The sequence below is a fragment of the Streptomyces sp. NPDC001530 genome, from assembly GCF_042894545.1.
Taxonomy (GTDB): domain Bacteria; phylum Actinomycetota; class Actinomycetes; order Streptomycetales; family Streptomycetaceae; genus Streptomyces.
Genome location: NZ_JBIAVS010000022.1, coordinates 180,933 through 201,683, shown reverse-complemented (window position 1 = coordinate 201,683; position 20,751 = coordinate 180,933). Strand labels below are relative to the sequence as shown.

Genomic DNA, 20,751 nt, shown 5'->3' with positions numbered 1-20,751 from the left:
ACGGCCGTCACAGCGTGCAGTGTGCCACGCGGTCGCTGACAGAGACAGGGCGATGCGAAACGTTCTGAAATTATCAGAACGCAGGTTGCACGCTGAGTGTGTCGGCCACCATAGTGATCGAGAGACGTGTCGCACATTCAGCGGCGATCACGCTCAACTGTGCTCGGTCGTACGGGACTTGATGTCCCGGCAGATGCGTACGGGTGCAGCCGTACGCGACCGTGAGGCGAGACGGGATGGCCACCGTGACCGACGGACACGCAAGGAACGCCGGCAAGGCCCCCACCGGGGCCAACAAGGTGCTGGCGGCCGCCCTCAAGGAAGCCGGCTGCTCCTACGCCTCACTCGCCCTGCGGGTCAACGAACTGGGCCGCCGTCAGGGCACGGACTCCCACTACGACAAGGCGTCGGTCACCCGCTGGCTCCAGGGCCAGCAACCGCGGGGAACCACACCGGAGTTGATCGCCGCCGTCCTGTCCGAGCGGCTCGGCCGCGCCGTGTCGCCCGCGGACCTCGGCTTTCCCTCCGATCAGCAGCGCCCGGTCGCGAGCAGGGCGCTCGTCTATGGCGAAGACGTGGCAGAAACCCTTCACACCCTGGCGGAACTCGGGTCCACCGACATCTCCCGCCGCAGCCTCCTCGGCTCGGTCCCCTTCGTCGCCGCCGCCCTGACGACCCCTCAACGCGAGTGGCTGCTCTGGCTGTTGGAGCACCAGGACGCCGTCGAACCGGCCCTGGTGGCAAGCGGCGGGCCGGTCGAGCAGGTGCACGCGATGATCGCCATGTTCGACCAGATGGACAACCACTACGGCGGCGGTGGAGTGCGCACCAGCATCGTGCACTACCTCTCCACCGAGGTTGTCCCCCTGCTGCAGCGACGCGGGACGCCGCCGCGCCTGCGCCGCCAGTTGTACGCCGCCGCCGCGCGCCTCGCCGCGATGGCCGGCTGGAGCTCGTACGACGCGGGGGAGTACGGCCTGGCGCAGCGCTATATGACCCAGGCGCTGAGACTGTGCGCCGAGGGCCGCGACCGGGTGCTGGGCGGCCAGATCCTGGCCGGCCTCTCCCATCTGGCCACCAACCTCGGCCGTCCCGACGAGGGGGTGGCCCTGGCCCGCGCCGGGATCGTCACCGCGCAGGGGGCGGGCAGCCCGCTCGGCCTGATGCGCCTGTACGCCATGTCGGCACGCGGACACGCCGCACAGGGCCGCGGAGACGAGGCCTCCGAGGCCCTGCGCCTCGCCGAGCGACAGCTGGGCGCGAGCAAGGGAGCCGCGCAGGAGTCGGTGTGGGTGCGCTATCTCGACCACCACTATCTGCAGGCCGAGTCCGCCCTGTGCTTCCGTGACCTGGGCCTTGCCGCACAGGCGGAGCGCACGGCAAGCGAGTCGCTCAGTGCCAACGCCGACCGGCGCAGGCGCCAGGCCATCAGCCGCTCCGTCCTCGCGACCGCGCATCTCCAGCAGGACCGCCTGGACGAGGCCGTCGGCACCGCGACCCAGGCGCTCGACACCCTCTCCACCGTGCACAGCGAACGGTCGATCCAGGCCCTGCGCGACTTCCGCAGGCGGCTCGAGCCCCGCCGCCACGAGCCCCTTGTGCAGGAGTTCGAGCGCAGGTCGCGTGCCGTGCTGGGGGCGGTGGCATGACCACTGCGGGAGCGCCGGGAGGGTCACGTGTTTCCTTTGGGATCCGTAGTGATGCGTTATTCCAGGCCAAGACCGTCACCGACCGCGCCAGCGGCACCCTGGCCATCCGCAGCGTGGCGGACAAGCTCGAAGCCCGAGCCGTCGTCACCGCAGCCGCCACCGAGACCCGCCGCAGGGACCGGTCCAAGACCGGACCCACCCGGTGCAGGACCACACGCCCCGCGCCCAGGCGACGCGGGGCACCCTCCCCCACCAGACCCCCGGGTCCGGCGGGCCAGCGTCCGGAGGGACACGCTCACACGGGCCGAATGCGGCTGCCCCGCGCAGCCCATCGGCACCAGGGCGTGACGACGATCAGCACACCCACCACCGGCCGACACCGGCCACGCGCGGCGGCACTGGGCGCAGGGTTCCACCTGCACGCCCATGCCACCCCGCCACGATGGGACATCCCATGGCCAGACACCATGTCTTGCATAGGATCGCTTAGCTGATCAGAGACGCTTAGTACCCGTCGGGGGAGGGGGCGTTCTGGGCGCGGTCGACCGGCAGATGGGCGCCGGAGATCCCGCTCGACCAGTCCGACAGCAGGAACGCCACCACGCGGGCGACTTCCTGCGGCGCGACCGGCTCTCCGCCCGGAAGCTCCGCCGCCACGAACTCGGCGAACGCCTCGGGATCCTCCCTGCGCATCCGGTCCCAGCGTCTGCCGGGGATGAGCATCGACCCGGGGGAGACGGCGTTCACCCGGATCCCGTCCGGACCGAGCTCGCGGGCGAGCGAGGCGGCCAGATGGATCTGCGCGGACTTCGCGACCCCGTACTGGGCGTGCGGGCCGGGCTTCCACCCGGAGATCGACGAGATCACCACCACCGAGCCGCCACCCGCCGCCCGCAGATGCGGGACCGCGGCCCGCACCAGCCGCGCCGCATGGCCGACGTTCACTTCCCAGGTAGCCGCCCAGTCCTCGGCGTCCGCCTGCTCGATGCCGCCCCCGCGAGAACCGCCCGCGCAGGCCACCACCCCATCGAGACCGCCGAAACGTTTCGCCGTGTCCGCGACAAATCCATCCAGTGCCTCGGGCTCGGTGACATCGAGCGGCCGGGTGAACAGCGCGGAGTCCATCGACGCGGCCAGCGCCTCCAGATCCCGCGCGGTGCGCGCACAGGTCGCCACCCGCGCGCCCTCGGCGGCCAGCAGGCGCACGATCTGCTCGCCAAGCCCCCGCGTACCACCGGTGACCAGGACGCGTTTGCCGTGCACGCCCGGCCATCCCGTGCCACCGCTCCGGTGCACCGCCGCCCGGCCCCCGCTCGCGTTCCTCACGCGATCGAACATACATCCCATGCCACTACGTGCCTGCAACCGGACAACCCCGATACCCCCTGGTCCGCGCGCAGGTCCGGCGTGTTGGCTGCACGGGCAGCCACCCAGACCGTCCCCCACCCGTGCTGCATCCGAAGGAGGACCGATGACGGCATCCAGGGCGCATCGCCGCGGGCCGTCGCCCTCACCGGCACACGATGTGCACGCGCCGGCGCACGAGGTCCACGCGGCGGGCGACCACGCGCCCGCGGGTCGGGCCCGGCCCGCTGACGCAGCCACGCTCCCCGTGTCACCGCTGACCTCCGTGCCCCCTCTGGCCTCCGTGACTTCCGTGACCCCCGTGACGCCTGTGATGCCCGTGAGCAAAGCCCACCTTCTGCGGACCACGGTCCCCGCTCATCCCTCGCGCGCGGCCGGCGTACGGACCATGCTCAGCGAGCACCTCACGCACCTACGGCTGCCTTCCGAGTACGTCGACAATGCCGTCCTCGCCACGGACGAGCTCTTCGCCAACGCGGTCAGACACGGAAGCCCCGACCCAGGCGACACGATCACCGTCACCATCGAGTGCACCGAGCGCGAGCTGCGCGTGACGGTCGCCGACCGCTCGTCCGCCCTGCCGCGGCTGCGTACGGCGGGCCGCACCGAGGAGTCGGGACGCGGCCTGGCCATCGTCGCCGCGCTGACCGACGACTGGGGGATCGCACCGCCCGACCCGGGCACCACGGGCAAGAAGGTGTGGATCACGCTGGTGCTTCAGGGGATGCCGTGAAGTCTTCCGCGGGGTATCGGGCGCTCGACGGCGGGGCATGGCCGGAGCACGCGGCCGCGCGGCCGATGGTCCCGGAACTCGCGGCGGCTCTCGCATCCGAGCTCGTACGCCGGGCGGACGAGGAGCGGCGCCTGATGCGACAGGCGCAGGCGAACCCCACCCCTCAGTGCCGGTGTGCCATCGGCGAGTGCCGCGAAGCCAACGCCGAGGCCCTCAGGACGATCGTCCGCCGGCACGGCTGGCCGACCGCAGACCTGGTCGGCGCGGCCGCCTCGACGGCAGCCCTGATGATCCTGCTGCACGCATCCGACCTCGACTTCCAGCTCAGGTGCCGCGACCTGATCGCCCAGGCCGCGGCGGACGGACGCTGCCCCGCCCTGCACCACGCCTATATCGCCGACCACTGCGCCGTCGAACAGGGCCGGCCGCAGTTCTACGGCACCCGCGTCAATCCCCTCACGCTTCGCCCGTATCCGATCCGCCGGCCCCAGACCCTCGACGAACGCCGCCGCGACGTCGGCCTGGGCCCGCTCGACGAGCAGCTGCGGACGTTGCGCGACGGTGGATGAGACACCGCGGAACGTGATGTGCAGCACGCGCGGAAATGCCGTCCGCGGCTGCCGGGGAAAGGTTCTGGCTGCGCACGGCTTGATCGCCGATCAAGAAAAGGGAAATCCCTGGCCACGGCATGTTCCGTGCATTTGACACTTCATTGAGAGCACAGATAGGAAACAGCTCTCTGAGGTGGAGAGGTGGACCGTGCGCGAGCCGAACGTGGTCGGGGACTGGCAGGAGTACGACGAGCATGCCGGCCTGCGTGTCCGCGTCCACGGAGTGGAAAAGGCGGAGCCGCCGCGAGGCCGGGACGACGCCGCCGATGGACTCACCTACTTCCGATTTCGGGTGACCGTGGAAAACCGTACGACGGAGCATTTCGGCATCCATCTCGAAGACGGCCAGATCGATATCCGCATCGGCGCCGACGGTGAGAGCGCGTTCCTCGACTGGCGGAACTCACAGTTCATCGAGGGCTACGACGTCTACCCCCTGCGCCGGGCCACAGCGGTCCTCTATGCCGCAGGCTCGGACGCCTTCCTGCACCGCGTGGACATCCAGATCCAGCTGAAGGTCGACGACGAGTGGACCGAGCGCTACCTCTGGGCGGGCGGCATCGACCTGTACGAGACCTCCCCCGACGCGACCACACGGCCCGACTCGGCCAGGGACAGCCTCGCCTGCCAGGTGAGCAACTTCCTGAGGCGGGAAGCGGAGTCGTGAACGCCGCGGAGATCGATCAGAAGCCCCCTAGCGCTCCCCGGCGGGGTTCTGCTCCACCCACTGGATGAGGAGTTGGCGCACGTACGGATTTCCCTCCTGGGCGGCGTGTGCCAGGCGCTCCGCGCCGGCGCGGGCCGCTCGCCAGGCCACCGGGGTGTCCTCGGCGTAGGCGTGGTCGGCGGCGGCCAGGGCGTCGGCCGCCAGGTGGCGGAGCTTCTCGGACAGATCGTCGTCGGCCGCGGCGCGGTATGCCTCGAGGCGCAGGGCCGCCAGGTCCCGAGGGGCGGAAGACAGTGTCGAGGGCTGGGCATAGCCGCTGACGGCGATGACCACGCAGAAGGTGGCCACGTCCCGGCGGCTCTCCCGCTGTCCCTTCGCGATGGCGGGCGCGAGCCACGAAGGGGCTCTCCAGTGGGAGACCCACGTGGCCACGACGAGGGCAACGGCCAGCAGAACGACAGGAATCCAGCCGCCCAGGAACCCGCCGATCGGCCCGAGCACCAGGAAGCAGGCCGCGCTGCCCATCCATATGCGACGGCGACCGAGTCTCAGGTGTCGTGGATCCATGGGGCTCAGTGTCGCAGGGGCAGGGAGGGCGTGATGAGGGGGCGGGTGATTCGCGCGGTCATCATGGGTCTCCTCCAGCCACCCCGCTTCTCGGCCCGCTGCCCTCTTTCCCGCCCGTCCCCGTAGGGCCGGATCACTACACCTTGCGGCCACGCCGCCGTGGGCGTCGACGGCGACGTAGAGATACGCCGTCTCGTCCTCGGGCGTACTGGTCAGCAGGGCACCGGCGTGAGCGAGCACCATGAGGTCGTTGTCGGCGTACGCGATCCGGGCGTCCGGTGCCAGGCGCTGCGCCACCTCATGGGTGGTGTCGGCGGTCGGCAGACCCGTACCGACGTCCAGGAACTGGCGGATGCCCCGGTCCACCGCCGGATACCGGACCGCACGGCCCAGGAAGTGACGACTGGCGCGCGCCACGGCCACCAGGCCGGGCCTGGACGAACCGGCCCGGCCCCTGCCCGGCTCTGCCACCTCAACTCCGCACCGATGCACGACTTTTGGCCACGCGCCACGCCGGACGTCCCGCGCCACGCGCCGCACGCCGGGCCGGGCAGGAGGTGCCGCCCGCACCGCAACGCCGTCCGTCGCCGCGCCCCCTCCGTCCCCCCGGCGCTAACGTGGCGTACATGAGCCGTAAGAGCCGCCGGAAGGCCGGAGCCATCGCGGCGGCGGCCATGCTGGGGCTCGCCGCCGGATGCGGGGGCGACGGCGGCGCCGCTGCCGCGTCCGGGGTACCGACGCCCCACGCGTCGAAGAAGATCACGGTGACGAGTCCGGCCTTCGCGGACAGCGGGACCATCCCGCGCCGCTACACCTGCGACGGTGAGAACGTCTCGCCGTCGCTGGAATTCTCCGGTGTGCCGGACGACGCCGCCGAGCTGGTCGTCCTGGTCGAGGACCCGGACGCCCCGCGGGGCACCTTCGTGCACTGGGTCGTGTGGGGAATCGATCCCCACGAGACGGGGCTCGGCACGGGAGCCGTGCCGAGCGGAGCCGAGCAGGGGCGCAACGGCTTCGGGAAGAGCGGCTACGGCGGGCCCTGCCCACCCAAGGGCAAGCCGCACCGCTACGTCTTCTCGGTGTTCGCCGCTGACGCGAAACCGACCCTCTCCAAGGACGCCTCGGCCGACGACGTCAGGCGCGCGCTCGCCGGACACACCGCTGCATACGGCACGCTGGTCGGCCTCTACGGTCGGTGACCGGGCTCGCATGCCCGCAACGACCCGCGTCGAACGGCCGTCGTCGAACGACGGGCGTCGAATGGCCGGAGATGGCCCTGGCCGCCCGGGACACGCGTACATACGATGCGGTCACTCCCGGTCTTCACGGCTCCTTCACAACCGGGGGTGAGATGCGCTGCGCTTTGTCATGCGCATGTTCTGGCGAGCCACGCTTGATCCAACGCACTGGTCTGCGACGGCTCCCCGCGTACGCGCGGGGCGCCGCACCCCCCATTTCACGGCGGCACACGACCGTGCTGCCGCCGGAACACCAACGCAACGGATTGGAGCACCATGGCTGGTGGGCTGCTTCTGGGTGGCGCTATCGCCGCCCTGTTCGCCTCAGCGCTCCCGACGCAGGACCCGTCCTCCGGGTTCGTCGACCCGCCCCCGGACAAGATCGTCATCAAGGTCGCCACGGTGAACGGCTCCGGCTGTCCCCAGGGGACCGCCGCCGTCGCCGTCTCCCCGGACAACACGGCCTTCACGGTGACCTACAGCGAATACCTCGCCCAGGTCGGAGGCAACTCCGACCCCACCGCGTTCCGCAAGAACTGTCAGCTCAACCTGATCGTCCACGTCCCACAGGGCTTCACGTACGCCATCGCCAGCGCGGACTACCGCGGCTTCGCCGCACTCCAGAGGGGTGCGAGCAGCACCGAGAAGGCCTCGTACTACTTCCAGGGCTCCTCGAACACGGCCGCCATCACCCACCCCTTCAGCGGTCCGTACAACGACAACTGGCAGGCCACGGACACCACCGACTGGGCCCAACTGGTGTGGGCACCCTGCGGTGTTCAGCGGAACTTCAACATCAACACGGAGCTCCGCGTCAACGCGGGAACCTCCGCTCCCGGCAGCACCAGCTTCATGACCATGGACTCGACGGACGGTGACATCAGCACGATCTACCACCTGGCCTGGAAGGAGTGCCCCGCCTCCTGACCCGCTGTCCCGACCCGCACCGCAGGTCCTTGACCGGCTCCGCCGCATCGGAGCCGGTCAAGGCGCCGGCCAAGCTACGGGAGCAGCTTGTCCATGGCCGCGGGTCCTTCCTTCTGCAGCTTGCGCTCGGCCCAGGCGAGGTTCTTCGGGGTGATGTCGCGGCCCGCGGCGAGCACCAGGTCCTCGGCGGTCACGTCGCCGCCGGCGCCGGTGTGCAGGAGCGCGTCGGGGGTCGCCTTGTCGTCGGACGGCGCGGGCGAATCGGGTTGGCTGGTTGACATGATCTCTCCCTCTTCCACCTGACCTGTTCTCACGCTACGGGCATTCCGTGCACCTCGCGCGCGACGCGTCCCGTGCGCAGGCGCAGCTCAGGACGGGCCCCTCGGCGCGAGGGGCCCCGTTCGGGCGTACAACGATGTCGGTCGGCGCCCGCTGAGGTGATGGTGGAGGAACTCGCACCCCCGCGACTGAACGGAGCTTTCCATGCGTATTCGTCTGATCGCCGCTGCCGGGCTGGCGAGCGTGGCCCTGCTGGCCACCGCCGGGACTTCCGCCGCTGCCGACCCCAACCCCGTCGGTGCCGCCATGGACAGTCCCGGAGTCCTGTCCGGCAACGTCATCCAGATCCCCGTCGACCTCGGCCTCAACCTCTGCGGCAACTCTCTCAACGTGTTGAGTCTGCTGAACCCGGCGATGGGCAATGTCTGCATGAACAGCTGATCGCGCCGTGGCGCCGGGCAGGGCCTCCTGCCCGGCGCACGGCCGGGACCTCCGGGCGGCGCCGGTGAGCGGTTTGTTCGAGGGCGGGATGATCCGGGCCGTGAGGTTCGGTTCGGCCATCTCCGGGTCGAACGGGACCATGGGACGGCGGATACGGCCCTGTCCCAGCCGGACGAGATCCTGGTCGACGCCGTCCGGAGTGAGCGCGAGCTTCCAGCCGGCGGACATGTCGAACAGTTCCGGTTCCAGATAGCCGATCTTGACGAGCACGATGTCCGCGCCGCTCGGGTCGAGCGCCAGGTCGGTGAGGCAGTGCTCGTGGTGGTACGGCTTGCGGAGCCCGGTGATGATCACGTACACGCTCCCCACTCGCAGCACGACCTCGGTCCCGGCGTCCCGGTCGCCGTGCCGCACCGCGTGCACCACCCCCGTCATCGTGAGCGGCCCCGCATGCCGGTCGTCCACCTAGGCACCGGCCGTGACCGTGACGGTCGCGCCGACACCCGCCTTCTCCGCGGCCTCGACGGCGTCCGGGCCCGGCAGCGAGGCGTAGATGACCGTCGGGCCGGACGCGTCCTTGAACTCCGGCCGGGCCAGGCCGCGTTCGAGCTCCCAGGTGACCTCCCCGGCGCCGCCCGCGGTCGGGTTCTCGCCGGTGTCGCTGATGAAGTAGGGCCGCGCGTCGGGGGAGGAGGCGACCGACTCGTCGAGGCACGCGTCCAGTGATCCGGTCGGCGCGACGAAGGCGAACGCGCGCCGCGCCTCTCAGAACCCGCGGGCCAGCCGTTCCCGGCCGCCCGACACCCGAGGTGTACGCCGGTGTCGACATCGGCGGCACGACCACCCAGGTCGTGCTCTGCACGGCGGACCTCACCGTGGTCGACAGTGTCGAGGTGCCCACGCCGGCCGCCCGGGGTGGGCGGGCGATGATCCGTGCCGCACTCGACGCGCTCGCTCTGCTCCAGGACCGCGTCCCCTCACGCCTGCTCGGGGTCGGCGTCGGCGCGGCGGGCGTCGTCGACACCCGTACCGAGCACACCCTCGTGGCGAGCGACTCCTTCACGGCCTGGGCCGGATTCCCGGTGACGGCGACGATCGAGCAAGCGCTCGGCGCATCGGCCTTCCTCGACAACGACGTCAACGCGTTCCTTCGCGGAGAGGTGGCGAAGGGCGCCGTCGCGGGCGAACGGCATGTCCTCGGAATGACGCTCGGCACCGGAGCCGGCGGCGCGCTGTGGATGAACGGCGCGCTCCTCGACGGCCCGCACGGCGCCGCGGGCGAGACCGGGCACATGCTGGGGCTTCGGCGACCTCCCGTGCACCTGCGGCGGCCGCGGCCATCTGGCGACGCTCGCCTCGGGCTGCTCCATCACGACGCGGTACGGCGAGCGGACGGGACGGAGCCTCACCGCACAGGTGTCGCCGAAGCGGCGGCCGAGGGGGATGCCGCGGCGCTCGCCGTGTTCGAGGTGGTGGGCGCGGGGGTGGCCCGCGGGATCCTGATCACGGCGGGCCTGGCGGGCCTCACGACCTTCGTCATCGGCGGCGGTGTCAGCGGGGCGTGGCAGCTCCTCGAACCGCCGATCCTGGCCGCACTCGCCGCCGAGCCGCCCGTCAGCGGGCAGCCGATCCGGGTCGTACGGGCCAGTGTTGGCAGCCGCGGTGTCGCGCTCGGCGCCGCGTCGCGTGCGCGGACGGAACTCGGCGCGGTGACACCGGTGTAGCGGGCCGTCTGTCCTGCCCTCCAACGTCGCCTTCTGGACGGGGAGTTGACGACTGACGTCCATTCATTGGTCTGTACATGACCACTGTGACGGGCCAGACTGTGCGCCGAAACAGACACCCCCACCGAGGAGCAGACCCCATGCGCATGCCCGCACGGCAACGTTGTCACGCGGTTCTGTCCGGTCTCGTCACGCTCGCCATGGCCGCCGTCCTGTCCGTCGCCACCACATCGCCCGCCACGGCCGCCGACACCTGGAACGAGGTGGGCTCGGACCGCGCCGACCCGCTGACCGAGAGCCAGGGCCTGACCTCGGTCGAGGTCCCCGCCGGAAGTGCCAACCGCTATACGGGCATCGGCACGATCCCCTCCAGCGTCAGCAGCCGCGGCTGGAACCACGTCGGTGACCCGGACGCCTCCTACGACGGCTACTACATCGAGCCGTACCAGAGCGACTCCGGCAGCTCGAAGATGTTCCGGGTGCAGGCCCCCGGCGGCGGCTGGTCGGAGTACGTCCACGCGCTCAGCGCGGGGGAGGCGCTGAACAACTCGTTCGTCACCATCGCACCGAGCGGCACGTGGATGGTGTCCGGCGAGTACGGCACGATGAGCCGGCTGCTCGTCTTCCCGACCCCCGGAGTGAACCCCGGCACGTCGCCCTCGGCGAACCTCCCGCAGGCGTCCACCATCAACCTCGACCACGCCGTACGCGACGTACAGGGCTGCGACTTCGTCACCGCGACCCGGCTGCTGTGCTCGTCCGACGATCCGGCGGGCACCCTCTTCGGCATCACCAAGCCGCTGCTGCAGATCGACCTGTCCGGCGAGCCGAACGGTACCGCGGACGTGACCGGCCATGTCACCGCCCTGCGCCAACTCCCGCTGCGCAGCTCCTGCTCGGGCACCTTCGAGGCGGAGGGCATCGACTACGACCGGCGCACCGGCACCCTGCGCGTGATCGTCGTGTCGCCGGGCTTCTGTGTCCTCACCGACAGCAAGACCTATCGGTTCACGAGGAGTTGAGCGCACACCTCGGCGCGACTCGAGGATCGACCGGGCGTAGGCGCTCGACGCGGGTAGGTCTAAGGTCGGAAGCAGAACCAGAGTGATGGGGGGCGGCCGACTGTGGTGGAGGACGAGGCCGTGATCGGCTGCACGGGGGAACTGCTCATCGGAACGCGTGGATCCGCCGGTCCCGGCGAGATCCTGGTGCGGATCAGAGGCGGCTCCGAGACCTTCCTCGCCTGGTCTACGGAGCCCCTGCCGATGGGGGCCGCCGTGCTGGTGATCGAGTCCCGCGGATGTCGTGAGGTCGACGTCATCAAGTGGGCCGATCCGCTGGAGGCGTTGGGCGGCGATCCCGCCGACGCAGGCTGAGGAGGACAAGGATGTTCGGTTACCGCGTACCCGCCCCCGACGAGGCGATGCTGATCTCGGGTGGCAGGCGGGGACTGGGGGGCGCCCCGTTCCGGGTGGTGACGGGGCACGGCAAGTTCGTGCTCCCCATCTTCCGCAAGACCCGCTTCCTCACCCTGTCGATGTGCGAGTCCGAAGTCACCGAGACCTGTGTCACCAAGCAGGGCATCTCGCTGCACGTCCGCGCCGTCATCGCGTTCAAGGTCGGCAACGACACCGAGAGCATCATCAACGCGGGCCAGCGGTTCCTCTCCGACCAGGACCAGATGTCGGTGCTGACCGGCCGAATCTTCGCCGGCCATCTGCGCGCCATCATCGGCTCGATGACCGTCGAGGAGATCGTCACCGAACGGCAGAAACTGGCCGCCGAGGTCCTCGACACCTCGAAGACCGAGATGGCCAAGATCGGCCTGATCGTCGACTCGCTGCAGATCCAGTCGATCGACGACGGCGACACCGGCTACATCGACGCCATGTCCGCACCGCACAAGGCGGCCATCCAGCGTCAGGCCCAGATCGCCCAGGCGCAGGCCACCCAGGCCTCGGTCGAGGCGGAGCAGGTGGCGGCACGCAATCAGGCCGAGTACGCCCGGCAGACCGCGATCGTAAAGGCGGAGTACTCGGCCGAGGTGGACCGCGCCCAGGCGCAGGCCGCCCAGGCCGGGCCGCTGGCACAGGCCCACGCCCAGCAGGAGGTGCTCGCCGCCCAGACCGAACTGGCCCAGCGCCAGGCCAAGTTGCGCCAGCAGCAGCTGGTGGCCGAGATCGTGAAGCCCGCCGAGGCGGAGGCCGAGCGGATCAAGGTGCTCGCCATCGCCGAGGCGGAACGCATGAAGATCCAGGCCGAGGCCGCGGCGTCGTACGACCGTGTCGCACTCGACCGGATGCTGATCGACCAGCTTCCGCTGATCGTGAAGGAAGCGGCGGGCGGCCTCGCCGGAGCCAACGTCAACGTGCTGAACGGCGCGGACGGCCTCGGCGAGATCGCGGCAGGCCTGGTCGCCCAGGGCCTGACGATCCTGGACTCGGTCCGGCAGAACCTGAACGGCCAGAACTCCGAAGGCCGCTCCGAGAAGGCCGGCGGCCCGCTGGAGCTGCAGGGTTACCTGCCGACGCAGGAGAAGGACACCGACGAGGACAAGCCGGAGGAGGGGCCGTCCTTGTCGAGGTGAGCTGCGCGGAGGCGGCTGTCCTCGCCCGCGGGCAACGACTGTCCTCGCCCGCGCCGTGCCGGGCGAGGACACCGAGGACAGGGTCGTCCGGCAGCTGCCCGCGAGCACCAAGGGACTCGTCGCGGACGGTTCATGGCTCTACGGCGCCGGAGCGCCGGACATCGCGGGCGGCGGGCCCCCTTCGGCGCCGCCATCGACGAGTGACCCGCGCCGCGGCGGCGTGAATCCGGCCGCCGTCCCGCCCGGACGGCGGCCGTCACACGGCAGCGGCGGAACACGGCCGTCGGTTCCAAACCGCTGTGGTGCCGCTCCCCTCAGGACCCAACCACCCTAGAATCAGCGGCAGTTGATCGCTTCATCCGGCCCGCCCCAGGAGGAGCGCATGCCCCGGACACCCTCGCGACGCACCGCACTGCACGGCCTCGCGGCCACCGGCGCCGCGGTGATCGGGTTCGACCCCTTCACCCGCGGTTGGGCGGTCACCGCGTCCGATCGGCCACTGGCCGAACTCCCGCCGCTGGACGGGACCGTGCACACGGATGAGGCATCGCTGGGCGCCGCCGCCGACGACTTCGGGCACATCGTCCATCGGCGTCCGGCCGCGGTCCTGCGACCGGGATCCGTCAGGGACGTCGTCGCGATGATCCGCTTCTGCAACGCACACGGATTGTCCGTCGCCCCACGTGGCCAGGGCCACGCCACTCAAGGCCAGGCGCAGGTCGACGGCGGCCTGGTCATAGAGACCGCACCACTCGCGGCCATCGGTGCGGTCGGAGCACGGAGTTCGACGGTCACGGTCGGGGCGGGCGCCAAGTGGAGCGACGTGGCCAAGGCCACCCTCGCCCACGGCCTCACCCCGCCCACCCTCACCGACTACCTCGAACTCTCCGTCGGCGGCACCCTGTCGGTCGGCGGTCTCGGCGGCCAGACCCACCGCCAGGGCGCCCAGGTCGACAACGTCACCGAACTGCAAGTCGTCACTGGTGCGGGCGAGTTCGTCCGCTGCTCCCCGACCCGGCACCATGACCTGTTTTGCGCCGTGCTCGCCGGACTCGGCCAGTGCGCGGTCGTCGTCGGCGCCACCCTGCGTCTGGTGCCCGCGCCCCAGACCGTGCGCCACTACCTCCTCCCGTACGACGACCTGCGCACCTTCCTCGACGACCAGCGAGTGCTCGTACGGGAAGGCCGTTTCGCCTATGTCGAGGGCCAGGTCACCACCGACGCCGACGGAGTCTTCCGCAGCTACCTCCTCGAAGCCGTCGCCTACGGCCCTCCCGTCGGTCCCACCCCCGACGACGGCGCACTGCTGCGCGGACTGCGTCACAACCCGTCCGGCGCACAGACGTCCGACCTCGCGTACTACGACTTCCTCGACCGGCTCGCCCCCGGCGTCGAGGCCCTGAAGGAAGCGGGCCTCTGGTCGTACGCCCACCCCTGGCTCAATCTGCTGCTGCCCGGACGCTCGGCCGTCGCGCTCGCCGGAGCCGTGCTGGACGACCTCACCTCCGCCGACCTCGGCCCGGGCGTCGTCCTGCTCTACCCGCTGCTGCGCGAGCGACTGCACACACCGCTGCTGCGCATGCCCGACGACCCCGTGCCGTACCTGCTCGCCGTCCTGCGCACGACCCCGCCCGAGGACACCGCGACCATCGACCGTCTCCTCGCCGCCAACCGCACCGCCTACGACACGGTCCATGCGGCCGGCGGCACCCACTACCCGGTCGGCTCCGTCCCCTTCGGCCCGGCGGACTGGCGCGAGCACTTCGGCTCCGCCTGGCCCGAACTGGCCGCTGCCCGGCACACCTACGACGCGCATGGAATTCTCGTACCGGGACAGGGCATCTTCTGACGGCACACAGCCTCTCGGCGGCGGCCAGTGGCTCACCGGCGCTGCGGTTCGCTGCCCACGATCGGTACCGACGGCTTGCCGTCCACCCCGACGGGGACGTCGCCGGCGAGCATCACACGGTGCATGACCCGGGGGTGGTCGACATGCGCCGTGTCACTGGGCGCCAGATGGATCGTGGCCCGGTTGTCCCAAAAGGCCACGCTGCCCGGCTCCCACCGGAACCGCACCGTGTACTCGGGCCGGGTCGCCTGTTCCAGCAGCATCTCCAGGAGCGCCCGGCTCTCCGCGCGGGACACCCCGAGGATCTGCTCGACGTAGTAGCCGTTGACGAACAGCACCCGCTCGCCCGTCTCCGGGTGCACCCGCACCAGCGGGTGGTCGGAGGCGATCTGATGGTCCAGCAGATGGCGTACGTACGCGTCGTCGCCGGGCCGCGCCTGATACCCGACCCCCAGCCGGTGCTCGGCGCGCAGGCCGTCCACGAAGTCGCGCACGGGCTCCGACAACCCCGCATAGGCCACGGCCAGGTTCGACCAGGTGGTGTCACCGCCGTACGGGGGCACGGTCTCGGCGCGCAGGATGGTCGCGGCCGGCGGATCGACCCGGGCGCCGTGGTCGCAGTGCCAGCCCCGCAGCAGCGAATGGCGGCGCCGTCGCAGCCACTCCTCGTGGTCCATGCCGTAACGGCCGCCGAGTTCCAGCCGGTCGGCGGTCGTCTCGACCTCGGGGAAGTCCCGGGGCGACGCACTGCCGCGTGACCGCAGGCGGACCGGTTCGCCGAACCGCCGGGCGAACGCGACATGCGAGGAGTGGTCCAGCCGCTGGCCCCGGAAGAACACCACCTTCCAGCGCAACACCGCCGCCCGGATCGCGGCGACGACCTCGTCCGCCAACTCCTCGGCCAGGTCGACTCCGGTGATCTCGGCGCCGATGTGGCCGGCGACCGGCTTCACTTCGAGACGGGTGACCTGGTCTGTCATCTGGGCTCCGTTGATCGTGCTGTCGGCTCGTCGGGGTCCAGCATGACCGTTGGGCCCGCCTCACGACAGAGCGCACCGCGGTGGCCGACGCACGGGAGGCGCGGCGTACACACGGGGTGTGCCCCGCGTCGCGGACCTGCCCGGTCGCACGCCCTGCCGGAGCCCGGAAGAGGTGTCGAAAATGAAGCGCAGTGAACGGGACCCGCCCACCATCCGCGAAGGGGCGGGCCCGTTCACGTGGGCGCTCCGCTGTGTCGTGCGTGCGTCAGCTCCGATGGTCGCGCAGTGCGGCCAGGGCGCGGTCGGCGTGCGCGCTCATCCGCAACTCGCTGCGGACCACCTCCAGGACCGTGCGGTCCTGAGCGATGACGAAGGTGACCCGCTTGGTGGGAGCCAGGGAGAAGCCGCGCTTCACCCCGAACCGCTCACGGATGGCTCCGTCGGTGTCGGACAGCAGCGGGAACCCGAGCGTGTGCCGCCCGGCGAACTCCTGCTGCCGGTCGACGGGATCACCGCTGATCCCCACCGGCTGCCCACCGGCGGCGGCGAACTCGGCGGCCAGATCACGGAAGTGGCAGGCTTCGGCGGTGCAGCCGGGGGTGAGGGCGGCGGGATAGAAGAACAGCACCACCGGCCCGTCGCCGAGCAGTTCGGACAGGCTCCGGCTCGCCCCGGTCTCGTCCGGCAGCGCGAAGTCCTCGACGGTGTCGCCCACGTTGACCCGAGACGTCATGACCGGCCCTCCCCGCTTCGGGCGACACCGCGCGCCCACAGCACGAGCGGCAGCTGCAGCGGCAGCCGCGCGAAAGCCGCGGCCTTGAGCGGCGCCGGACGTTCGCGCCAGTCCACGGCCATCTTGATGTTGGCGGGGAACACGCCGACGAAGAAGGCGGCGGTGGCCAGCCCGGCGACCCGCCGGGTACGCGGCAGCGCCACCCCCGCCGCCAGCGCCAGTTCGGCGGCACCGCTCGCATAGGTCCAGGTCCGCGGCGACCCCGGCAGAGCACGCGGGATGGTCGCGTCGTACTGCCGTGGCGCGACGAAGTGGGTGATGCCCGCGGCGGCCAACAGGCCGGCGAGCAACAAGGGCGAGCGTTCGGACCGTGGCACGGTTCCTCCTCTGGGGGCCTGTCGCGCGATATTACTGGACGGTAAAGGGCGGCGGCGCAGATCCCGGCGTACAGCCCGAACGCATCTGCCGCTGGGCAAACCACCTCGTACGGCCTGGTCGGGGCTCTTGTGAACGCGGCTCCGCATCTGGCGCCGCCATGTCGCCGAATTGACGCGGGAGTTGGGAGCCGTGTCCCGATTCCCGGCCGGAGTGCACGCCGTCGGACTGGGCCTGCTCACACCGGAATCCGGCGCGGCAGCGCCCGGGTCGCGGCTGTGGTGCAACCGTGCTATTCGCGCCGGAGAAGTGCGTCCATCGTCGCCTCCAGGTACACGGGGAACTCCTCGGGCGAGGGCAGTGCGGACGGCACGGCGTGGCCGAGTTGGGTGTGTCCCAGATAGAAGCTGTACGCCATCAGCCCGCGCCGCCGCGCCTCGTCCTCGGCGAAGCCGACCTCGGTGAAGAGCCCGGCCAGGTAGCTGATCCGGCGCTCGGTGACCTGCCGCAGCGCGGCGGCGACGCGGGGGTGGTCGGTGCTGGCGAGCAGCGAGGTCTCGAGCGGATCGGCGGTGGCCGGCTTCGTGACCTCGATGAACAGTCTGCGCAGACGCGTCTCCGGGTCCGGCTCGGTCTCCACCGCCGCGATGATCTCCTCGGTGTTCGCCTCGACCCAGCGGGCGAGCGCCGCCTCGATCAACGCCTCGCGATTGCCGAAGTGCCAGTAGAAGCTGCCCTTGGTAGCGCCGAGGCGGGCGGCGAGCGGCTCGACCGCCACCGCCGCGAGGCCGCCACCTTCCCGGATGGCGGCGAGCGCGGCATCCGCCCAGTCGCGGGCGCTGAGCCTGGCCCTCTTGGTCTGTTGCCGTTGCCCCATGTCCATACGCTACCGTATGGTTTTCCATACGCCAGCGTATGGAGGTACGCGATGCTCAAGGACAGGCCCGTAGCGGTGGGGTTTCCCGAAGGCGCCCGGCTGATCAGGACAGCCGTGGACCGGCCCGACTATCAGGACGCGTACGCCATGGAGCTGCGGCCCGGAATGCCGCGCGATCCGGCGGCCTGGACGGGCATCCTGCGTGACGCCTTCCCGGTCACGGCGCGGCAGGACGGCGAGGTGCTCATGGACGTGAGAACGGCCGGTCTCGATGCCTGGGCCTCGATCGTCGTCGACGAGAAGCACGTCACTCTCTGCACCTCGGTGAAGATGAACGCGTGGCGCTCCAGGCTCTACTGGGGCGTCGTGAAAAGGTTTCACCCCCTCATGGCCCGCGCCATGATGGTCCGCACCCACCGCAAGCTCGCTCTCGCTGCACAGAGGGCCGCGTAGATACCTGAAAGCGCGTCAGCTTGCCCCAACTCCTCCGTAGGAACCCCGGTGACGTCGGGTGGACCTCACCGGGTGTCCGAGCGCTGAGACCGTGACGGGCAACCGGCGCCGCCCTCAACCCGCTCGTCGCCCCGCCCCGGGCCCGCAGCGGCTGGAAGGTACTGCCCGCCCGGGTCGGCGCGATGTGCGCGGTCGAGCTGCAAAAGCTCCGCCACGACCGCACCGAGCTGTACACCCGGGCGGTCCAGCCGGCGCTCTGGCTGCTGATCTTCGGCGAGACGTTCACCCGGATCAGGGCGATACCCACCGGCGGCATCCCCTACCTCGACTACCTCGCACCCGGCATCATCGCCCAGTCCGCGATGTTCATCGCCATCTTCTACGGCATCATGATCATCTGGGAGCGGGACGCCGGGATCCTCACCAAGCTCCTTGTCACACCGACTCCGCGCTCGGCGCTCATCACCGGCAAGGCCTTCGCCGCCGGGGTGAAGGCGCTGATCCAAGCGGTCGTGGTCGTCGTCATCGCCGCGCTGCTCGGGGTGGCGATGACCTGGAATCCACTGCGGCTCCTCGGCGTCGCGGTGGCCGTCGTCCTCGGTTCGGCGTTCTTCTCCTGCCTCTCTATGACGATCGCGGGCATCGTGCTCACCCGGGACCGACTGATGGGCATCGGCCAGGCCATCACGATGCCGTTGTTCTTCGGCTCCAACGCCCTGTATCCGGTGGACGTCATGCCCGGCTGGCTCCAGACCATCAGCAAGATCAACCCGCTCAGCTACCAGGTGGACGCGCTGCGCGGCCTTCTGCTCGGCACGCCCGCCCATCTGGCCCTCGACTACGGGGTCCTCGTGCCGGCCGCGGCCCTCGGCATCCTCTCCGCCTCGTCCCTGCTGGGCCGCCTGGCCCGCTGAGCCCGTGACTGCCCCGCCCGGGAGGGGTGATCGATTGGTGGGGCCAGGAGCGCAGGTCTAACGTCGATGGAGTGAGCGTCCGCGTTCACCGCTGACCTGAGGCACAGGGCCATCCCATGACGGCCGCTGACGCGTCATCCTCCGAGTCTGCCGAGTCCCCGGAGCGGGGCCGAGGCAGTGGTATCGCGCTCCTCGTCATCGCCTCGTGCCAGCTGATGGTGGTCCTCGACATCACCATCGTCAACATCGCCCTTCCACACATCCAGACCTCGCTCGGCTTCTCGACCGAGAACCTGTCATGGGTGATCAACGCCTACACGCTGACCTTCGGCGGTCTGCTCCTGCTCGGCGGGCGCTCCGGCGACATCCTCGGCCGCCGCAGGGTCTTCATGTTCGGCGTGCTGCTCTTCGTGTTCGCCTCTCTGCTCGGCGGACTCTCCCAGGAGTCCTGGCAGTTGCTCGCGGCGCGTTCGCTGCAGGGCGTCGGCGGTGCCATCGCCTCGCCCACCGCCCTCTCGCTCATCACCACGACCTTCCGTGAAGGGCCTGAGCGCAACAGGGCGTTCGGCGTGTTCGCCGCCGTCTCGGCCGGCGGCAGCGCGATCGGGCTGCTCGCGGGCGGCGTTCTCGTGGAGTGGCTCGACTGGCGCTGGATCTTCTTCGTCAACATCCCCATCGGCCTGCTGATCGTGCTCGCCACACCCCGCCACATCCAGGAGTCCGCTCGCCACCCGGGCCGCTTCGACTTCCTGGGCGCGCTCACCTCCACTCTGGGCATGGTGCTGCTCGTCTACGGCTTCATCCGTGCCTCGGAGGAAGGCTGGAGCGACACGGTGACCCTCGCGTCCTTCGCGGCGGCACTGGTGTTCCTCGCCGTGTTCCTCACCGTCGAACGCCGGTCGAGGCAGCCCATCACTCCGCTGTGGTTGTTCCACGACCGCAACCGCGCCGGCGTCTACGCGATGATGCTGAGCCTGGCCGCGGCGATGTTCGGGATGTTCTTCTTCCTGACCCTCTTCGTGCAGAACATCCTGGGCTTCAGTCCGCTGCGGGCCGGTTTCGCCTTCCTGCCGGTGAGCGCGATCATCGCGATCGGTGCGGGATTCGCCTCGCAACTGCTGCCCAAGTGGGGCCCCAAGCCCTTCATGGTGGTGGGCGCGACCCTGGCCGCCGTGGGACTCGGCTGGCTGACGATGACCGATGTCCACAGCACGTATCCGGGCAGCATTCTCGGCCCCACCCTGGTCTTCGGCTTCGGCATGGGCTTGCAGTTCGTGTCGCTGACGCTGATGGCGGTGTCGGGGGTGGAGCCACACGAGGCGGGCGCGGCGTCCGGCGTCCTCAACGCCACCCAGCAGGTCGGAGGATCGATCGGCCTGTCCGTGCTGGTGACGGTCTTCGGTACGGCCAGCCGCAACGAGGCCACGGATCAGGTCCGCGCGTTCCTGGCGGAGGCGACCCCCGCCCAGCGGCTCGAGTTCCGCCGGACCGGCAAGCTCCCGGCGCCGTGGAGCGACCAGGTCCTGACATCGGGCATATCGAGTGCGTTCGTCGTCGCCGCCGCCTTCGCCGTCTTCGCCGCGCTGATCGCCCTGACCGTCATCCAGGTGCGCCCCTCCGACCGGGAGCGTCTCCAGGGTGGCCCCGCCCTTCCCGGCGTACCCGCAGAGGACGCCTCGGACGAGGTGAGCGAGACGGCTCGCGCGGCGCCGGTGGGGGAGTCGGACGGGGGTGAGGATCCACCCGATGACGGCTGAGCGCGGACGTCCCGCACCGGGCTCA

General features: G+C 70.7%; 20 protein-coding genes and 3 pseudogenes. 15 read left to right on the top strand and 8 right to left on the bottom strand.

Translation table 11 applies throughout. The features are described from left to right. The first annotated feature begins 236 nt into the window (after window positions 1-236). Window positions 237-1,649, top strand: a complete 1,413-nt coding sequence (locus ACFY0T_RS38215; protein WP_388881662.1) for a hypothetical protein — start codon at window positions 237-239, stop codon at window positions 1,647-1,649. A 504-nt stretch (window positions 1,650-2,153) separates the two neighbouring features. On the opposite strand, the gene ACFY0T_RS38210 is transcribed toward ACFY0T_RS38215, so the two are convergent. Next, entirely contained in the window at window positions 2,154-2,975 is an 822-nt protein-coding gene (locus ACFY0T_RS38210) for an SDR family NAD(P)-dependent oxidoreductase (RefSeq protein ID WP_388881659.1), read from the bottom strand. 352 nt (window positions 2,976-3,327) lie between these two features. Here ACFY0T_RS38210 and ACFY0T_RS38205 point away from each other — a divergent pair, with 352 nt between their 5' ends. The 3 genes from ACFY0T_RS38205 (at window position 3,328) to ACFY0T_RS38195 (ending at window position 5,025) form a co-directional block, all read left to right on the top strand. Then, on the top strand, window positions 3,328-3,747 hold the full coding sequence (locus ACFY0T_RS38205) for an ATP-binding protein (protein WP_388881715.1): 420 nt from the start codon (window positions 3,328-3,330) through the stop codon (window positions 3,745-3,747). Window positions 3,748-3,812: 65 nt separating this feature from the next. Next, entirely contained in the window at window positions 3,813-4,316 is a 504-nt protein-coding gene (locus ACFY0T_RS38200) for a DUF6624 domain-containing protein (protein WP_388881712.1), read from the top strand. Window positions 4,317-4,506: 190 nt separating this feature from the next. Next, on the top strand, window positions 4,507-5,025 hold the full coding sequence (locus ACFY0T_RS38195; RefSeq protein ID WP_388881656.1) for a hypothetical protein: 519 nt from the start codon (window positions 4,507-4,509) through the stop codon (window positions 5,023-5,025). Between the two features lie 675 nt (window positions 5,026-5,700). Here the strand turns inward: ACFY0T_RS38195 and ACFY0T_RS38190 are convergent. Continuing rightward, a pseudogene (locus ACFY0T_RS38190) lies at window positions 5,701-6,024 on the bottom strand (SAM-dependent methyltransferase); the annotation flags it as partial. A 194-nt stretch (window positions 6,025-6,218) separates the two neighbouring features. On the opposite strand from ACFY0T_RS38190, the gene ACFY0T_RS38185 reads away from it, so the two are divergent. Together ACFY0T_RS38185 and ACFY0T_RS38180 are read left to right on the top strand one after the other, a co-directional pair. Then, window positions 6,219-6,791, top strand: a complete 573-nt coding sequence (locus tag ACFY0T_RS38185) for a YbhB/YbcL family Raf kinase inhibitor-like protein (protein WP_388881653.1) — start codon at window positions 6,219-6,221, stop codon at window positions 6,789-6,791. A 315-nt stretch (window positions 6,792-7,106) separates the two neighbouring features. Further along, window positions 7,107-7,757: a DUF4360 domain-containing protein gene (locus tag ACFY0T_RS38180; RefSeq protein ID WP_388881650.1), complete on the top strand. Its 651-nt coding sequence runs from the start codon at window positions 7,107-7,109 to the stop codon at window positions 7,755-7,757. Between the two features lie 74 nt (window positions 7,758-7,831). Here ACFY0T_RS38180 and ACFY0T_RS38175 read toward each other — a convergent pair whose 3' ends face one another. Further along, entirely contained in the window at window positions 7,832-8,038 is a 207-nt protein-coding gene (locus tag ACFY0T_RS38175) for a hypothetical protein (RefSeq protein WP_388881647.1), read from the bottom strand. 202 nt (window positions 8,039-8,240) lie between these two features. Here ACFY0T_RS38175 and ACFY0T_RS38170 point away from each other — a divergent pair, with 202 nt between their 5' ends. After that, window positions 8,241-8,477 carry a chaplin gene (locus ACFY0T_RS38170; protein WP_388881709.1) on the top strand — a complete coding sequence of 79 codons (237 nt, stop codon included), beginning with the start codon at window positions 8,241-8,243 and terminating at the stop codon, window positions 8,475-8,477. Window positions 8,478-8,537: 60 nt separating this feature from the next. Here ACFY0T_RS38170 and ACFY0T_RS38165 read toward each other — a convergent pair. Beyond that, window positions 8,538-9,281 (bottom strand): annotated as a pseudogene (locus ACFY0T_RS38165) (MlrC C-terminal domain-containing protein); the annotation flags it as partial. Between the two features lie 5 nt (window positions 9,282-9,286). On the opposite strand from ACFY0T_RS38165, the pseudogene ACFY0T_RS38160 reads away from it, so the two are divergent. The 5 genes and pseudogenes from ACFY0T_RS38160 to ACFY0T_RS38140 all read left to right on the top strand — a co-directional run bounded on the left by ACFY0T_RS38160 (window position 9,287) and on the right by ACFY0T_RS38140 (window position 14,637). Next, window positions 9,287-10,201, top strand: a pseudogene (locus ACFY0T_RS38160) (ROK family protein). Window positions 10,202-10,341: 140 nt separating this feature from the next. Further along, window positions 10,342-11,223: a hypothetical protein gene (locus ACFY0T_RS38155; RefSeq protein WP_388881644.1), complete on the top strand. Its 882-nt coding sequence runs from the start codon at window positions 10,342-10,344 to the stop codon at window positions 11,221-11,223. A 102-nt stretch (window positions 11,224-11,325) separates the two neighbouring features. Next, complete coding sequence (locus ACFY0T_RS38150) at window positions 11,326-11,577, top strand: hypothetical protein (protein WP_388881641.1); 252 nt, start codon at window positions 11,326-11,328, stop codon at window positions 11,575-11,577. 11 nt (window positions 11,578-11,588) lie between these two features. Beyond that, window positions 11,589-12,788, top strand: a complete 1,200-nt coding sequence (locus ACFY0T_RS38145; RefSeq protein WP_388881638.1) for an SPFH domain-containing protein — start codon at window positions 11,589-11,591, stop codon at window positions 12,786-12,788. Window positions 12,789-13,170: 382 nt separating this feature from the next. Further along, window positions 13,171-14,637, top strand: coding sequence for an FAD-binding protein (locus tag ACFY0T_RS38140; protein WP_388881634.1), 1,467 nt, complete (start codon window positions 13,171-13,173; stop codon window positions 14,635-14,637). A gap of 32 nt (window positions 14,638-14,669) precedes the next feature. Here the strand turns inward: ACFY0T_RS38140 and ACFY0T_RS38135 are convergent, their stop codons facing one another. The 4 genes from ACFY0T_RS38135 to ACFY0T_RS38120 form a co-directional block, all read right to left on the bottom strand. Continuing rightward, window positions 14,670-15,617 (bottom strand): TauD/TfdA dioxygenase family protein, encoded by a 948-nt coding sequence (locus ACFY0T_RS38135; protein ID WP_388881631.1) that lies wholly within the window; start codon window positions 15,615-15,617, stop codon window positions 14,670-14,672. Between the two features lie 265 nt (window positions 15,618-15,882). Next, window positions 15,883-16,350 carry a peroxiredoxin gene (locus tag ACFY0T_RS38130; protein WP_388881628.1) on the bottom strand — a complete coding sequence of 156 codons (468 nt, stop codon included), beginning with the start codon at window positions 16,348-16,350 and terminating at the stop codon, window positions 15,883-15,885. Beyond that, entirely contained in the window at window positions 16,347-16,727 is a 381-nt protein-coding gene (locus tag ACFY0T_RS38125) for a hypothetical protein (protein ID WP_388881625.1), read from the bottom strand. The genes ACFY0T_RS38130 and ACFY0T_RS38125 overlap by 4 nt, the downstream gene beginning before the upstream one ends. Window positions 16,728-17,017: 290 nt before the next feature. After that, a complete protein-coding gene (locus ACFY0T_RS38120; RefSeq protein ID WP_388881622.1) occupies window positions 17,018-17,602 on the bottom strand; it encodes a TetR/AcrR family transcriptional regulator in 585 nt (194 codons plus the stop codon). Window positions 17,603-17,653: 51 nt separating this feature from the next. Here ACFY0T_RS38120 and ACFY0T_RS38115 point away from each other — a divergent pair, with 51 nt between their 5' ends. The 3 genes from ACFY0T_RS38115 (at window position 17,654) to ACFY0T_RS38105 (ending at window position 20,726) form a co-directional block, all read left to right on the top strand. Continuing rightward, window positions 17,654-18,055, top strand: a complete 402-nt coding sequence (locus tag ACFY0T_RS38115; protein ID WP_388881619.1) for a DUF2867 domain-containing protein — start codon at window positions 17,654-17,656, stop codon at window positions 18,053-18,055. Window positions 18,056-18,216: 161 nt separating this feature from the next. After that, window positions 18,217-18,969 carry an ABC transporter permease gene (locus tag ACFY0T_RS38110; RefSeq protein WP_388881706.1) on the top strand — a complete coding sequence of 251 codons (753 nt, stop codon included), beginning with the start codon at window positions 18,217-18,219 and terminating at the stop codon, window positions 18,967-18,969. A 116-nt stretch (window positions 18,970-19,085) separates the two neighbouring features. After that, window positions 19,086-20,726 (top strand): MFS transporter, encoded by a 1,641-nt coding sequence (locus tag ACFY0T_RS38105; RefSeq protein ID WP_388881616.1) that lies wholly within the window; start codon window positions 19,086-19,088, stop codon window positions 20,724-20,726. Window positions 20,727-20,751: the final 25 nt, after the last annotated feature.

What these genes read in the sequence shown, in the direction of transcription:
- ACFY0T_RS38140 (WP_388881634.1), top strand. Translation starts at nt 13,171, where the DNA reads ATGCCCCGGACACCCTCGCGACGCACCGCACTGCACGGCCTCGCGGCC.
- ACFY0T_RS38215 (WP_388881662.1), top strand. Translation starts at nt 237, where the DNA reads ATGGCCACCGTGACCGACGGACACGCAAGGAACGCCGGCAAGGCCCCC.
- ACFY0T_RS38105 (WP_388881616.1), top strand. Translation starts at nt 19,086, where the DNA reads ATGACGGCCGCTGACGCGTCATCCTCCGAGTCTGCCGAGTCCCCGGAG.
- ACFY0T_RS38115 (WP_388881619.1), top strand. Translation starts at nt 17,654, where the DNA reads ATGCTCAAGGACAGGCCCGTAGCGGTGGGGTTTCCCGAAGGCGCCCGG.
- ACFY0T_RS38200 (WP_388881712.1), top strand. Translation starts at nt 3,813, where the DNA reads ATGGTCCCGGAACTCGCGGCGGCTCTCGCATCCGAGCTCGTACGCCGG.
- ACFY0T_RS38170 (WP_388881709.1), top strand. Translation starts at nt 8,241, where the DNA reads ATGCGTATTCGTCTGATCGCCGCTGCCGGGCTGGCGAGCGTGGCCCTG.
- ACFY0T_RS38175 (WP_388881647.1), bottom strand. Translation starts at nt 8,038, where the DNA reads ATGTCAACCAGCCAACCCGATTCGCCCGCGCCGTCCGACGACAAGGCG.
- ACFY0T_RS38185 (WP_388881653.1), top strand. Translation starts at nt 6,219, where the DNA reads ATGAGCCGTAAGAGCCGCCGGAAGGCCGGAGCCATCGCGGCGGCGGCC.
- ACFY0T_RS38135 (WP_388881631.1), bottom strand. Translation starts at nt 15,617, where the DNA reads ATGACAGACCAGGTCACCCGTCTCGAAGTGAAGCCGGTCGCCGGCCAC.
- ACFY0T_RS38145 (WP_388881638.1), top strand. Translation starts at nt 11,589, where the DNA reads ATGTTCGGTTACCGCGTACCCGCCCCCGACGAGGCGATGCTGATCTCG.
- ACFY0T_RS38155 (WP_388881644.1), top strand. Translation starts at nt 10,342, where the DNA reads ATGCGCATGCCCGCACGGCAACGTTGTCACGCGGTTCTGTCCGGTCTC.
- ACFY0T_RS38180 (WP_388881650.1), top strand. Translation starts at nt 7,107, where the DNA reads ATGGCTGGTGGGCTGCTTCTGGGTGGCGCTATCGCCGCCCTGTTCGCC.
- ACFY0T_RS38205 (WP_388881715.1), top strand. Translation starts at nt 3,328, where the DNA reads ATGCCCGTGAGCAAAGCCCACCTTCTGCGGACCACGGTCCCCGCTCAT.
- ACFY0T_RS38130 (WP_388881628.1), bottom strand. Translation starts at nt 16,350, where the DNA reads ATGACGTCTCGGGTCAACGTGGGCGACACCGTCGAGGACTTCGCGCTG.
- ACFY0T_RS38120 (WP_388881622.1), bottom strand. Translation starts at nt 17,602, where the DNA reads ATGGGGCAACGGCAACAGACCAAGAGGGCCAGGCTCAGCGCCCGCGAC.